The organism is Pseudomonas sp. S2_F07, from assembly GCF_054668325.1.
This window is the reverse complement of the sequence record NZ_CP162758.1, coordinates 6,184,008-6,197,500: the sequence shown is the minus strand read 5'-3', so window position 1 is coordinate 6,197,500 and position 13,493 is coordinate 6,184,008. Positions and strand designations below refer to the sequence as shown.

The window sequence follows — 13,493 nt, the reverse complement described above, 5'->3', positions numbered from 1 at the left end:
AGGATGCCCGGGTATTTCGCCAGCACTTCCTGCGGCACGTCCGGCAGGGCCATTTCACCTTCGAGGATTTCGCGCTTGACCGCGCGCTCGAAGATCTCCGACAGGCACTGCACCTGGGCTTCGGCCAGCGTGTTGCCGGCGCTCATGCCATTGCTCAGGAACAGGTTTTCGATCAGGTTGGACGGGAAGTACACCACCTCATTGTCCGACTGGCGCACAAACGGCAGTGAGCAAATACCACGCTGGGTGTTGCCGGAGTTGGTGTCGTACAGATGCGAGCCACGCAACTCGCCATCCCGGTCGTAGACCTTCAGGCAGTACTCGTCGAGGATTTCAGTCGGCAGTTCGTCCTTCGGGCCCGGCTTGAACCAGCGCTCGTCCGGGTAATGCACAAACGCCGCGTTGGCGATGTCCTCGCCCCAGAACTGATCGTTGTAGAAGAAGTTGCAGTTGAGGCGCTCGATAAACTCGCCCAGTGCCGATGCCAGCGCACCTTCCTTGGTTGCACCCTTGCCGTTGGTAAAACACATCGGCGAGTGCGCATCGCGGATGTGCAGCGACCACACATTGGGAACGATATTGCGCCACGAAGCGATTTCAATCTTCATGCCCAGGTCGGCCAGGAGGCCCGACATGTTGGCGATGGTTTGCTCCAGCGGCAGGTCCTTGCCCACAATGTAGGTGCCCGCTTCAGAAGTCGAGTGCGGCATCAGCAACGCCTGGGCATCGGCGTCGAGGTTTTCGACCTCTTCAATCACAAACTCAGGGCCGGTTTGCACCACCTTCTTTACCGTACAACGGTCGATGGAGCGCAAGATCCCCTGGCGGTCCTTGGCGGAGATGTCCGCCGGCAATTCAACCTGAATCTTGAAAATCTGGTTGTAGCGGTTTTCCGGGTCAACAATGTTGTTCTGCGACAGGCGGATATTTTCGGTGGGGATATTGCGAGTCTCGCAGTACAACTTCACGAAGTACGCCGCACACAACGCCGACGAAGCCAGGAAGTAATCGAACGGCCCCGGTGCCGAACCATCGCCCTTGTAGCGAATGGGCTGATCGGCGATCACCGTGAAGTCGTCGAACTTGGCTTCAAGTCGAAGGTTGTCGAGAAAGTTGACCTTGATTTCCATGTGCGATTACCAGAATAACGAGCTAAACGATTTGGCCGCCATTATCCGGTTTTTCGGCACTGACCGTTAACTTTCCACTATTTATCGATCAACGCCACACCGCGCTCCTCAAGCAAACGCACAAACATCGTCAGGCTCCGCGACACCGTTCCCCTGCGCCACACCAGCCAGGTGCGCAGATAGCGGAACGACTCCGACAGCGGCCAGACGCTGACCGTCGTGCATCCAGGCATGCTTTCGAGCATGCTGCGGGGCATCAGCGCCAGGCCGGCACCGGCGCTGACGCAGGCCAGCATGCCGTGATAGGACTCCATTTCGAAAATCTTGCCGGGCACCGCCGCGCCATCGGCGAACCAGCTTTCGAAGTGATGGCGATAGGAGCAGTTGGAGCGGAAGGCATAGATATTTTCGCCATTCACGTCCTTGGCCCGATGAATCGGCTCATGGTTGAGCGGTGCGATCAGGACCATTTCTTCCTCGAATGCAGGCACGCCCTCCAGCGCCGGATGCAACACCGGACCATCGACAAATGCAGCGGCCAGCCGCCCCGACAGCACCCCATCGATCATGGTCCCGGAGGGGCCGGTGGACAGGTCCAGCTCGACCTTGGCGTGCTTCTGGTTATAGGCGGCCAACAGCTCTGGAATACGTACCGCGGCAGTACTTTCCAGCGAACCCAGGGCGAAGGCTCCCTGGGGTTCTTCACCCGCCACGGTGGCGCGCGCCTCCTGAACCAGGTCGAGAATGCGCCGAGCGTAATCCAGAAAGCTCCAGCCGGCTGGCGACAGGCGCAAGCGACTCTTCTCGCGAATAAACAGGTCCACACCCAGGTCCAGCTCAAGCTGCTTGATTCGGGTCGTGAGATTCGATGGCACCCGGTGAATATGCTGGGCGGCCACGCTGATGCTGCCGTGCTCGGCGACAGCCTTGAAAATTTCGAGCTGAACCAGATCCAAGTCATTCTCCAAACGTGAACGTTACGCTCAGTATTATTCAGTTTCCAGAAAACATATAGCCCCATACCCTGAGCACATTCCTACCTCGCAGGACGGTGCCATGACCAACGTATCCAGCCTTACCCATGCCATTTCAATCAACCCGACCACGGGCGAGCAGATCGGCCATTACCCTTTCGAATCCGATTCGGCACTGCAGGCCACGCTGACGCGGGCCGCTACCGGGTTTCGTGCCTGGCGCGGCAAACCGGTTGAACAGCGCGCGCAGCTGTTGATCAACCTCGGCCAGGCCTTGCGCAACAATGCAGAGGCCATGGCGAAAATGATCACCCAGGAAATGGGTAAGCCGATTGCCCAGGCCCGCGGTGAAATTGAAAAATGTGCGCAGCTGTGCGAGTGGTACGCCGAACACGGCCCCGCCATGCTGAGCCCGGAACCGACCCTGGTTGAAGGCGGTAAGGCACGCATTGAATATCGCCCCCTCGGCCCGATTCTCGCCGTGATGCCGTGGAACTTCCCCATCTGGCAAGTCCTGCGCGGCGCGGTCCCCACCCTGCTCGCCGGCAACACCTACGTGCTCAAGCACGCGCCAAACGTCATGGGTAGCGCCTACCTGCTGCTGGAGGCCTTCAGGCAAGCGGATTTTCCCGAAGGTGTTTTCGAGGTCATCAACGTCACCCCGGAAGGTGTATCCAAGGCGATCGCCGACCCACGCATCGCGGCCGTCACCCTCACCGGTAGCGTACGTGCGGGTATGGCCATCGGTGCTCAGGCGGGAGCAGCACTGAAGAAATGCGTATTGGAACTGGGTGGCTCCGACCCATTTATCGTGCTCGACGACGCCGACCTCGATGAGGCGGTGAAAGCCGCCGTGATCGGGCGTTATCAAAACACCGGGCAAGTCTGCGCCGCCGCCAAACGCCTGATTGTCGAGCAAGGCGTGGTCGAGGAATTTACCCGCAAGTTCGTCGAAGCCACCCGACAACTGGTTGTCGGTGACCCACTGGCCAGCACCACCTATATCGGCCCGATGGCTCGCTTCGACCTGCGCGACGAACTGGATCAACAGGTGCGCGACACACTGGAAGAAGGCGCGAAGCTGCTGTTGGGTGGAAACAAGGCTGAAGGCCCCGGCAACTACTATGCGCCCACCGTACTCGGCGACGTGACCGATCAAATGACATCATTCAAACAGGAGTTGTTTGGTCCTGTGGCCTCAATCATCACGGCCCGAGACGCCGCCCATGCGCTGGAGCTGGCCAATGACAGCGAGTTCGGCCTCACCGCCACCCTCTACACGCGCAATGCCGAACTTGCCCGACAGATGGCAGGCGAACTTGAAACCGGCGGCGTATTCATCAACGGCTATAGCGCCAGCGATCCGCGTGTCAGTTTTGGTGGCGTGAAGAAGAGCGGCTTTGGCCGGGAGCTCTCGCACTTCGGGGTGCGCGAATTCTGTAATGCACAGACGGTCTGGCTGGATCGGCGTTAAGGGGGCCTTGCGTTCCGAACCCGGCCCGGTGGCCGGGTTCTGTTTTCATTATTGAATGGGAAGGTCAGCTCGCAGTTCCTGCATGGTGAGCAATCCCTGTTCAAGCCGTTACGTCCATCGCTTGAGATGTTGGTGACATATGGGCCTGCTAAACCAGGAATCCAAAGGCCCGGCGCTTGCGCCGTCACCTTGGGATGAGCTGCAGATTCCACCATAAACGCACCTACACTGAGATGCACAGCGATTGAGAGAACATGGAGCTCCCCCCATGCGAACTAGCGCCCTTGTGATACTCCTTTTCAGCTATGCCGTGCTGATGGTGATTTTTTTCAAGCTGAATGCTCGAAACAATCGGCGCCGCAGAGAAGGTCTCTACGAAGCCTTTGAAACTACGATGCGAGAGCATGGGCTCAAGTCTTTCGAGATCCTCAAGGAAAGTATTTATATCGGTAACAACTTTCGGCCATCAGAGCTGTACCGGGTATTGCTGGACGACTCAGGGCACTACTTTCTTTACTTGCACGCCAGCAATACGCAGCCAGTTTTCATGCCGCTGACCGAAGAGCGAGCGTTACAGGCTGCACAGGGTGATATTGGAATTCAGGCATAGATCATCGCAACCGCTGCCAGGATGTAGCGGATGCGGACCTGTGCCAGGAACTCATGCAGCCTGGCGATAAGCGGCGAGTAGTCACCGGCACCACTGCTTCTCACAAGGTATCCCGTCGTAGTCGCCATCCATTTCCATTCCTGGGCAATTTTGCAGAAAGTTTGTGGCCTCTGCGCATGAAGTCATCTGCGAGCAATATTTGCGCCCATCGCATTTGACTGGAGCCGAAACAGGCTTTGGCGCAATCAAGACCGCAGAGATTCTTTGGGGGCTCGATGGCCGAGCCTCAAACCAGGACTGTAATTCAGGGAAAAACTTCCAAGCCAACAGACCAACAACAAGCAAAACCAAAATCAGTTTCATCTTGATCCATCCATGATGAGAGACCGTTTGTGTTCTCACGTTGCCTGCTTCCAGCTTAACCCACTATTCCATATACAACCTGCCGGCGAATTTCTTGGCGACTTTCAGCTCAGTGGCAATACTCCACCTTTTACTTCTCCCCATTCAGCAAAACGCATTGGGCCGGTGACCACACCGACCCAATGCCATACGACCTGATCCATTTATCGCGAATCGACTAACCCAACGTGTTAAGGCACACAACCTTGGGTTGGGTCATTTCCTCGTAGGCAAAACGCACCCCTTCCCGGCCCAGGCTACCGTACTTGGAACCGCCAAACGGCATCGCATCGAAGCGGTAGTCGGAAGAGTCGTTGATCATCACTCCCCCGGCCTCGATCCTCCGTGCGGCGCTCATCGCGGTTGCCAGATCATTGGTGAAGATCCCGGCATGCAGGCTGTATTCGGGCTCATTGGCCAACGCGATGGCTTCATCGAAACTCTCGAAGCATTGCAGTACCACCACCGGTGCGAAGACTTCATTGCGCCAGAGTCGACTGGCATGATCGACGTTTTCCAACACGGTGGCGGCATAGCACGATCCTTCACGCCGATGGCCGCAGAGCAACGTGGCGCCCTCTTGCAGGGCCTCGTTTACCACTTGCTCGGCATTCTGCGCGGCTTGCGCGGTAATCATGGGGCCGATATCGGTAACGGCCAGTAATGGATCGCCGACCACAAGCGCGCGGGCCTGACTGACAAAACGCTCTCGGAACGCTTCATAAATCGACGCCTGAATCAGCAAGCGCTGAGTGCCTACGCAGTTCTGCCCCGCTGCCCAAAAGGCTCCGGACACGCAACTCTCGACAGCGGCCTCAAGGTCGCAATCGTCCATGACGATTACCGGCGCATTGCCGCCCAGGTCCATGGCCAGTTTCTTCAACCCGGCCGTGCGGGCAATCTGTTCTGCGGTGACGAAACCGCCGGTGAAGGAAATCATCCGCACCTCACGGGCGGCGACCAACGCCTTGCCCAGCTCCGCGCCGCCGGTGGCGACGGTAACCACTGATTCAGGCAAGCCTGCCGCGACCAGATAAGACACCAGTTTAATGGCCGACAATGGCGCGAGCTCGGAGGGTTTGAGAATCACCGCATTACCGCCCGCAATGGCCGGACCGAGTTTGTGCGCCACCAGGTTCAACGGATCGTTGTACGGCGTGATCGCCACGATCAGGCCCAAGGGCTCGCGAGAAAACCAGCCCTGACGCGATTCGGAGCCTTCATAAGCATCGAAGGGAACCACCTCCCCGGCATTGCGCCTGGCCTCCTCGGCTGACAGCTTGAGGGTATTGACGCAACGTTTGACCTCTTTTTGCGCCTGTTTGAGGGTCTTCCCGGCCTCGTCGACGATCAGCCTGGCAAACACACCGGCATCCTGTTCGATGTTGATTGCGGCTTGCTCAAGAATGCGCGCCCGACGATGACGCGCTAACGCGGCGCACGCTCGTGCACCACTGCGTCCCGTCTCCAACAACTGCGGAACTTGCGACGCACAGACATTCGTCACGCTACCTATGAGGGAACCGTCATAGGCGTTAAAGACTTCAATGGGCGGCTCCACGATATCCAGAACCAGGCGCGATAATTTCACAGGGTTTACTCCTGGTTGCGGGCAATGGATTGATGGATGCTGATGATGTCCGAGAGCAGCGCAAACGCTGTTTCCGTACGCCCTGCTCCCGGCCCCGAAACTGTTACCGCACCGAGCAGTTGCGAGGTAAACGACACCGCATTGGTCGCGCCGCCAACACTGGCCAGCGGATGGTCGTTGTTCAACAGCCGCGGTTCGACACTGGCACTGATCGAGCCGTCGGCATGGCGCATCGCCGACCCGATCAGCTTCCAGCGAGCGCCGTCCTGCCGGGCTTTTTCGATGTCGCCAAGGCTGAGGGACGAAATGCCGCTGCACGTGACGTCGCTGACCGTCAGCTTCGCGTCCAACAGTTCATTCGCCAGGATCACCACCTTGAGGCGTACGTCATGACCCTCGACATCCGCCGTCGGGTCGGCTTCGGCGTAACCCAGTTCCTGAGCCTTGCTGACGGCCTCGGCAAACCCCAGGCCGCCTTCCATGCTGGTGAGCACGAAGTTGGACGTGCCGTTGAGAATTCCTTCAAAACCGACAATGGAGCTGCCGGCCAGCGCCTGCCTGGCCAGGCGGATAACCGGCGTGCCGCTCATGACCGAGCCTTCGTATTCAAAGGCGACATGCTTGCGTCGAGCCAGTGCCTTGAGCTCGGCGCCGTGCAAGGCGATCGGGCCCTTGTTGGTGGTGACGACATGCTGGCCGCCCTCCAGCGCCCAACGGCAGAACGAAGTTGCCGGTTCACCGTCCACCGGATTGGTAAACGTGGCTTCAACAATAATGTCCGCGCCGCAATCCTTGATCACCGCTTCAGTGAGGGCTGTGACGTCGCCACCCGGCAGTTGCGCCAATGCACCTTTGACTGCCGGCAATTGGGCGAGCACATTGGCGTCCAGCCCTTCGCGGCCAATCACCGAACCGAGAAACAAGTCAGTCACGCCGACGATTTTCAGGGTGAAACCCAGTTCTGTTTTCCACTGTTCGTTACGTTCGGCAATCAGCTGAGCCAATGCCCGGTTAACACCGCCAAAGCCAACCAGCGCCAATTTGTATTCAGTCATTTTGTTATGCCCTTGATCCGGGTGATGGGTTGTTGGGCACTAGGTTAGGGCTGGGCCCAGGGCAGTGAAATAGGTCAATTTGCTCTATTTTGTGGGCGTTTTGACCACCGTCATGACAATGCTTCAGCCATAAAAAAAGCCAACACAGGTTGGCTTTTAGCAATACGAAAAATGGGCTATACGACAGACGACAGCACAAAGGAGGTCACGGTATTTTCCACCCCGGGCAACGCGGCAATTTCAGTCCAGACCTTGTGCACCCGCTGTGGGCTCGCAGCGCCCACCCGCAGCATCAGGTCGAACTCGCCGCTCATGACATCGCACTGGATGACTTCCGGAATGGCCCGCAGCGCCTGCAACACTTCCGCCCCCCGCATCCGGTCGTAGCGGTAAACGAAAATCACCGCATTGATGTTCGACGTGGCTTGTCGCCCCTCCCCCGTGCGTATCGTATACCCCTGTATTACCCCGTCGCGTTCAAGTCTTTCTATGCGCTGGCGCACCGCATTGCGTGACAGATTGACCTTGGCCGCCAGTTCGGCGTGTGCAGCCCTGGCATTGAGCTGTAGTTGCGCGATGATGTGTTCATCGAGAGGGTCCAGAATTCGCTTCACTTGGCCTCCTGTTGTCGCGCCTTCACAGCGCGCCGAGCCGCTCATGGATGGTGTCGAGGTCGTCCGGTTGAATCCGGTAAACCTGCGCCTGTCCTTGTGTCGTGACCTCAGGCTGCAGCCCCGCCACACTGATGCCCAACTCGCCAAGCAGTGCCGCCGACTTGACCGGTGAGATTTCCCCCAGGGTCACCATTGGCGCCACCAGGCTTCGCCGATACAACCGGGCGGCCAGCACGCCAGTGGCCGTATGCGGGTCGATGACGTATCCCGTGTCGCGATACAGCGAGGTGATTTCCGTCAGCGTCTGCTCATCACTGACTGCGTAAGAGTCGATGATCATCCGCGCCTGCAACCAGAACTCGTTGGCGATGACCATCTCGCCGCTGGATTCGAACCCCTCCATCAGGGCACACACCGCCTGGTCGTCATGCCCGTAGAGCTCCCAAAGGAACCGTTCCAGATTGGAAAAGATCGACAGGTCCATGGCAGGCGAAAGCGTCTTGTTGGCTCGTGACCTGCTGTAGTGGTTCTTCTGAAACAACTGGTGCAACGCGTCATTCTGGTTGGTCGCAACAATCATCTGGGTGATTGGCAGGCCCATTTTTTGCGCGATGTAGCCTGCATACACTTCGGCAAAACTCGCCGCAGGCACACTGAAACCGATCGGACGCTGGCCGCCTCCCAGTTGCAACACGGCATGGAAGTAAAACACCAGTTGCGCCAACACACTGACCCAGTTACTGGAGTTGAAACTGATCACCTCGTGCTGCTCATACGGCCATTGTCGGAACAGCCGGGTGACGATGTTCTGACACTCGTCGAAGCTGCCGTTGACCGCGAACTGATAGACCCCTGGGTGCGCCGCTGCTTGCAGATGCTGGAGTTGGTCCCGGGGTACGCCCGCCTCCGGGTAAAACACCACCACGGAGGTGTCCTCGCAGTGCTTGAACGCCTCGATGGCCGCCAGCCCGGTATCGCCGTTGGTGGCACCGATCACCACCCCGCGACGCCCGCGCTTGCGCAGAAAATACGGCACCAGTCGTGCCTGCAATTGAGCGGCAAAATCCTTCGAGGAGCGAGTCGGGCCGTGGAACAGCTCCAGCACCCATTCGTTACGATCGACCTGATGCAATGGCGCCAGGGAACGATGGCTGAATTGACTACCGGCCTCTTTGAGCATGCGCTTGAGGTCTGTCTCGGGGATCGCCTCTCCCACAAACGGACTGATCACCCTGTAGGCCAGTTCGTCATAGGGCAAGGTCGACCAGTTGGCGATGTCCTGCGCTTCAAACAGCGGCAGTTCGAGCGGTACGAACAGCCCACCGTCCTCGGCAATGCCAGACAATACGACCTGTTCGAAGTCGACCTGCACGGCCGAATTTCGGGTACTCACATAACGCATGGTTGGCTCCGGCCATTCATTTGAAACGATGTGCCTGCTCGACCAGCCAGGTGGAAAACATCACCGCGTCCGGGTGCTGCTCGGCCCCGGAACCGCGCACAAGGTAAAAAGACTCGCTGGCTTCGATACGCTGGGTAAAGGGTTCGACCAGCCGTCCATCCTGAAGCATCTCCTCCACCATCGAGGACCGGGCCAGGGCAATCCCCTGACCTAACTCGGCCATGCGCAAAGTCGAGATCAATGTGTCGAACTGCATGCCGGTCGAAGAGTCGACGGTGTCTGCACCGACCATGTTCAACCAGTAACCCCAACCCTCTTCGTAACCCAGAACATGCAACAGCGGATGGTGCGATACGTCCGAAGGGACCGTCAGCGGCGACTTCGCCATCAGGTCCGGCGAGCAGACCGGGAACAACGTGTCCCAGGTCAGGCGCTGCGACACCAGGCCGGGCCACTGACCGTGGCCCCAGCGAATCTCCATGTCATCCTCACCGTCCAGCTCCTTTACCCAGATATTGCTGATGTAGCGGATATCGACATGCGGATGCGCCTGGCTAAACCCCGCCAGCTTGGGCGCCAGCCAATGCACGAAGAACGCCAGGCTGCCACGTACCTTGATCGGCCGACGTTTGTGCTGGCCAAAAATTTCGTTGGTCCCCACTGCCAGTCGCGTGATCGCATCCTGCACCACCGGCAGATACGCCTGGCCTTCCTCGGTCAGTCCCAAGCCACGGGGCAAGCGCTTGAACAGTGCCACCCCAAGATGGCTTTCCAGTTGGCGGATCTGCTGACTGACTGCGCCCTGGGTCAAAAACAGTTCTTCGGCGGCATGGGTGAAGTTCAAACAGCGGGCAGACACCTCGAATGCCCGCAGCCAGTTCAATGGGGGTAGCGTCTTTTGCTTCATGGCTTGAACCTCTGGGACGCCCCCTCCACCGAGCACGCTTGCCCATCCCGTCGACGCTGACTAGAACGCGTCGGACGGTTGTGCCAAGGGGGCAACCGACAAGCGTCGCTCGCGGCTTTTGCGGGTAATGTAATACACGAAATAGCACCAGGCGATGAAGGGCAAACCGAAGTACAACGCCACTCGCTGCTCCGGATCGAACGCAATCCCGACACACGCCAGACTGCAGCAGACCAGCGCTCCCAACGGCACCCATGGATAACCCCGGACACGGAATTTCAAGTCGCGGATGTCACCGCCGTTGGCCACATAGTGACGACGGAAAGCAATCTGGCTCGCAGCGATGCTCATCCATACCACTACGACCGCCAATCCGGAGATCGACACCAGCGCCAGATAGATGGTATCGGCGGCGAACACACTGCTGAGCAACGAGGCAGCCCCACCCGCCATGCTGATGATGATCGCGTTGAGCGGCGTGCCCATACGCGTCAGTGCCGAGAATCGCTTGGGCAGGTGACCCTGGTCACTCAGCGTCCAGATCATCCGTGACGCGGCATACAAACCGGAGTTGGCGGCCGACAGCAAGGCACTGATGATCACGAAGTTCATGATGTCTGCTGAATAGGGAATCCCGATGTAGGTGAACACAGTCACGAATGGACTCTCTACCAGGCCGGCCTGTTCTCGGGGCAATAGCGTCGCCAGGACGAAAATGGTCCCCACGAAAAAGATCGCCAGGCGCAGCACCGTCGTGCGAATGGCACGCGGCACATTGCGCTGCGGGTCCTTGGTTTCCCCCGCGGCAATACCGATCAGCTCTGTGCCGGAGAACGCGAAAGACACCGCCAATAACGTCATGGCTATCGGCATGACTCCCGTAGGAAAAAGTCCTTCGCGAGTGAAGTTGCTCAACCCGATACTGTGGCCCTGTTCGATGTGCAGCAGACCGAGAATCGCGCCACCGCCGATCATCAGAAACACTATTACGGTCACCACCTTAACCAGTGACAACCAGAACTCGGTTTCAGCGAACAGGCGCACCGAAATCACATTGGTCAGAAACACCAGGCCCGCAAACAGCGCACTCCAGATCCACACCGGTGTATCCGGGAACCAGCGCACCATCAAGATGCCGGCGGCGGTAAACTCAGAACCGATGGCCACCGTCCAGGTCAGCCAATACAACCAAGCCACGGTATAGCCGGTACCAGGCCCGAGAAATCGGGTGGCGTAAGTGCTGAATGAACCGGTTTCCGGCATCTGCACCGCCAGTTCGCCCAGGCACATCATCACCATGTAAACCATGAGCGCGCCGATGATGTAAGCGATCACCGCGCCCAAGGGACCGGCCTGGTTAACCGTATACCCGGACGTGAGAAACAGCCCGGTACCGATGACCCCGCCTAACGCCAACATGACAATATGCCGTGTTTGCATTTCCTGTTTAAAACCGGAACGCGAATGAAGTTGTTCTTCTTTTATGGACATGGTTGTTCTCATGAAAGTTATTAGGGCACGAATTAACGTCTGCAATGACTGATTGGGCAGAGTAAAAACAGGTCGCCACTAAGTTTTATTATTATTCCACTTCATGAACGCCCCACTCACATCCTTGTAGTGAGGTTTAGCGCTAACGCTTCAGCCTGCAACTTCGGTGCAATTTTCATTGATTGAAATCTGGGTACTTTCTTGTGCGGGTTCGTTGCCCGCCCCCCTGACAAATGCAAATGCCTGTTTCAGGTCGTCGAGCAGATCATCGGTGTCCTCGATGCCGACAGAGACCCGCACCAGCCCTTCGGAAATACCCAGGGCCAGTCGTTCCTCCAGCGTGTTCTCGACATGGCTGGTGGTTCGCGCCGGACCGTAGATGGTTTCCACCGCACCGAGATTGCCCGCGCAGTGGGCGAATCGCAGTCGTGGCAAGAGCACCTTGACCGTGTCCATGCCGCCCACCACGACAAAACTGACGATTGCACCGAAGCCGGACATTTGCGCGCACGCCACCGCATGATTCGGATGGCCGGGCAAACCCGGATAATTGACCGACTCCACCAAGGGTTCGACGCAGAGGTACTCGGCCAGTGCGCGGGCACTGCGTTGCTGCTGACGCAGGCGCAGCACCAACGTTTTCATGCCGCGAATGATCAGGTAGGCGGAGAACGGGTCGAGCGTCGCTCCATTGATTTCCCGGTAATGACGCACCTTGGCCATCAGTGATTCACTACCGCACACCAGACCGCCAAGCACGTCACCGTGGCCGCTGAGAAATTTGGTGGCACTGTGAATGACCACGTCCACACCCAGCGCCAGGGGGTTCTGATTCAACGGCGTGGCGAAGGTATTATCCGCCACCACAATGGCTCCGACGCGCTTGGCCGCAGCCACCAGACGCTCGATATCGAGTACTTTCAGCGTCGGGTTGGTTGGCGTTTCCAGATACACCAATTGGCAACCCTTGGCGATTTCGCGTTCAATTTCTTCGTGATCGAATGTCTCGCACAACGTCACGTTCACACCGGTGCGCGGCAGGAACTCTTCGAAAATCTTGTTGGTGCCGCCATAGCTGTCCTTGGTCGACACCACCCGATCGCCATGGGCCAGGAAGGTGTAGAGCACACTGCTGATCGCCGCCATCCCGCTGCTGAAAGCCACGGCGGATTCGGCCTGCTCCAACTCGCGAATCTTTGCCTCAAGGGTCTCGACTGTCGGGTTGCTCATACGGCTGTAAATAAAGCCGGGGGCCTTGCCCAACGCTACGTCGTACCAGACATCTATGTCGTCGTAACCATATGCAGCACTGACTACGATGGGGGTTTGGGTGGCGTTGTAGGGATGCCTGACTTGCTCCCCACCCCACACGGCACGGGTTCCCGCACCCGCATTAACAAACCCTGCGTTGCCTGGTTTTTTATTCATAAAGACTACTCGCACTGAGGGGGGCGAATGTTGAGTCACTCACCGGATCTGGCGGCCAATATATTGAAAAGCAGCGCCGCCGAGAAACGATGTTATCGGTGCCAAAGGGCCGCTTTTTTTAATGGCTGTGATGGCGCAGATTCAGGTCAGTTGCGGCAACGAAACGATCTCTTTCAGGTGCGACATCGGCATTCAATACTCCGATAACGTGAGTTTTTCCTTGATCGCGCGCGGCTGCCAAACCTCCGGCCTCTACTGCGAGTGCAAAGTTTCCCGTGTCGATATCAGGCACGGAGGTGGCGCGATCAGGTATCTGGATTGTCGGACAAGCCGGGTAAGGTGGCGCAACTTTTCACTGCGCTGGTCACATCGCAGTGACAGAGCTTATAGAACAGTAGCGTTGAGGACTGTCGCT

The 13,493-nt window shown here is 58.1% G+C and carries 13 protein-coding genes (1 of these 13 only partly in view); 2 read left to right on the top strand and 11 right to left on the bottom strand.

What is annotated here, in order from left to right:
- On the bottom strand, window positions 1–1,130 hold the 5' portion of the coding sequence (locus AB4O40_RS28205; RefSeq protein WP_056724237.1) for an OsmC domain/YcaO domain-containing protein. The gene continues 1,075 nt to the left of window position 1, outside the view; the window shows 1,130 of its 2,205 coding nt (coding positions 1–1,130); the start codon lies at window positions 1,128–1,130; its stop codon lies off the left edge, out of view.
- 77 nt (window positions 1,131–1,207) lie between these two features.
- Window positions 1,208–2,086 (bottom strand): putrescine utilization regulator PtrR, encoded by an 879-nt coding sequence (gene ptrR, locus AB4O40_RS28200; protein ID WP_056724235.1) that lies wholly within the window; start codon window positions 2,084–2,086, stop codon window positions 1,208–1,210.
- Window positions 2,087–2,186: 100 nt separating this feature from the next.
- Here ptrR and AB4O40_RS28195 point away from each other — a divergent pair, with 100 nt between their 5' ends.
- Together AB4O40_RS28195 and AB4O40_RS28190 are read left to right on the top strand one after the other, a co-directional pair.
- Window positions 2,187–3,578 (top strand): aldehyde dehydrogenase family protein, encoded by a 1,392-nt coding sequence (locus AB4O40_RS28195; RefSeq protein WP_223542408.1) that lies wholly within the window; start codon window positions 2,187–2,189, stop codon window positions 3,576–3,578.
- Window positions 3,579–3,846: 268 nt separating this feature from the next.
- Window positions 3,847–4,188 carry a hypothetical protein gene (locus AB4O40_RS28190; protein WP_056724230.1) on the top strand — a complete coding sequence of 114 codons (342 nt, stop codon included), beginning with the start codon at window positions 3,847–3,849 and terminating at the stop codon, window positions 4,186–4,188.
- Window positions 4,189–4,269: 81 nt separating this feature from the next.
- Here the strand turns inward: AB4O40_RS28190 and AB4O40_RS28185 are convergent, their stop codons facing one another.
- From AB4O40_RS28185 to AB4O40_RS28145, 9 genes are all read right to left on the bottom strand, one after another.
- Complete coding sequence (locus AB4O40_RS28185) at window positions 4,270–4,374, bottom strand: excalibur calcium-binding domain-containing protein (protein WP_317850378.1); 105 nt, start codon at window positions 4,372–4,374, stop codon at window positions 4,270–4,272.
- Between the two features lie 394 nt (window positions 4,375–4,768).
- On the bottom strand, window positions 4,769–6,181 hold the full coding sequence (locus AB4O40_RS28180; protein WP_460056964.1) for an aldehyde dehydrogenase family protein: 1,413 nt from the start codon (window positions 6,179–6,181) through the stop codon (window positions 4,769–4,771).
- Between the two features lie 5 nt (window positions 6,182–6,186).
- Window positions 6,187–7,236, bottom strand: coding sequence for a homoserine dehydrogenase (locus tag AB4O40_RS28175; protein ID WP_056724225.1), 1,050 nt, complete (start codon window positions 7,234–7,236; stop codon window positions 6,187–6,189).
- Between the two features lie 176 nt (window positions 7,237–7,412).
- Window positions 7,413–7,850 carry an Lrp/AsnC family transcriptional regulator gene (locus AB4O40_RS28170; protein WP_056724223.1) on the bottom strand — a complete coding sequence of 146 codons (438 nt, stop codon included), beginning with the start codon at window positions 7,848–7,850 and terminating at the stop codon, window positions 7,413–7,415.
- A gap of 22 nt (window positions 7,851–7,872) precedes the next feature.
- Window positions 7,873–9,252: a threonine synthase gene (gene thrC / locus AB4O40_RS28165; RefSeq protein ID WP_056724221.1), complete on the bottom strand. Its 1,380-nt coding sequence runs from the start codon at window positions 9,250–9,252 to the stop codon at window positions 7,873–7,875.
- 16 nt (window positions 9,253–9,268) lie between these two features.
- Window positions 9,269–10,159: a LysR substrate-binding domain-containing protein gene (locus AB4O40_RS28160; protein WP_056724220.1), complete on the bottom strand. Its 891-nt coding sequence runs from the start codon at window positions 10,157–10,159 to the stop codon at window positions 9,269–9,271.
- A 60-nt stretch (window positions 10,160–10,219) separates the two neighbouring features.
- A complete protein-coding gene (locus tag AB4O40_RS28155) occupies window positions 10,220–11,650 on the bottom strand; it encodes an amino acid permease (protein WP_056724218.1) in 1,431 nt (476 codons plus the stop codon).
- Between the two features lie 150 nt (window positions 11,651–11,800).
- A complete protein-coding gene (locus AB4O40_RS28150) occupies window positions 11,801–13,078 on the bottom strand; it encodes a cystathionine gamma-synthase family protein (protein WP_460056970.1) in 1,278 nt (425 codons plus the stop codon).
- 118 nt (window positions 13,079–13,196) lie between these two features.
- The gene (locus AB4O40_RS28145) at window positions 13,197–13,370 is read right to left on the bottom strand and encodes a hypothetical protein (protein ID WP_162252414.1); all 174 of its coding nucleotides are present in this window, start codon (window positions 13,368–13,370) and stop codon (window positions 13,197–13,199) included.
- Window positions 13,371–13,493 lie beyond the last annotated feature (123 nt).

What these genes read in the sequence shown, in the direction of transcription:
- AB4O40_RS28150 (WP_460056970.1), bottom strand. Translation starts at nt 13,078, where the DNA reads ATGAATAAAAAACCAGGCAACGCAGGGTTTGTTAATGCGGGTGCGGGA.
- AB4O40_RS28155 (WP_056724218.1), bottom strand. Translation starts at nt 11,650, where the DNA reads ATGTCCATAAAAGAAGAACAACTTCATTCGCGTTCCGGTTTTAAACAG.
- AB4O40_RS28185 (WP_317850378.1), bottom strand. Translation starts at nt 4,374, where the DNA reads ATGACTTCATGCGCAGAGGCCACAAACTTTCTGCAAAATTGCCCAGGA.
- AB4O40_RS28175 (WP_056724225.1), bottom strand. Translation starts at nt 7,236, where the DNA reads ATGACTGAATACAAATTGGCGCTGGTTGGCTTTGGCGGTGTTAACCGG.
- AB4O40_RS28190 (WP_056724230.1), top strand. Translation starts at nt 3,847, where the DNA reads ATGCGAACTAGCGCCCTTGTGATACTCCTTTTCAGCTATGCCGTGCTG.
- thrC (WP_056724221.1), bottom strand. Translation starts at nt 9,252, where the DNA reads ATGCGTTATGTGAGTACCCGAAATTCGGCCGTGCAGGTCGACTTCGAA.
- AB4O40_RS28160 (WP_056724220.1), bottom strand. Translation starts at nt 10,159, where the DNA reads ATGAAGCAAAAGACGCTACCCCCATTGAACTGGCTGCGGGCATTCGAG.
- AB4O40_RS28195 (WP_223542408.1), top strand. Translation starts at nt 2,187, where the DNA reads ATGACCAACGTATCCAGCCTTACCCATGCCATTTCAATCAACCCGACC.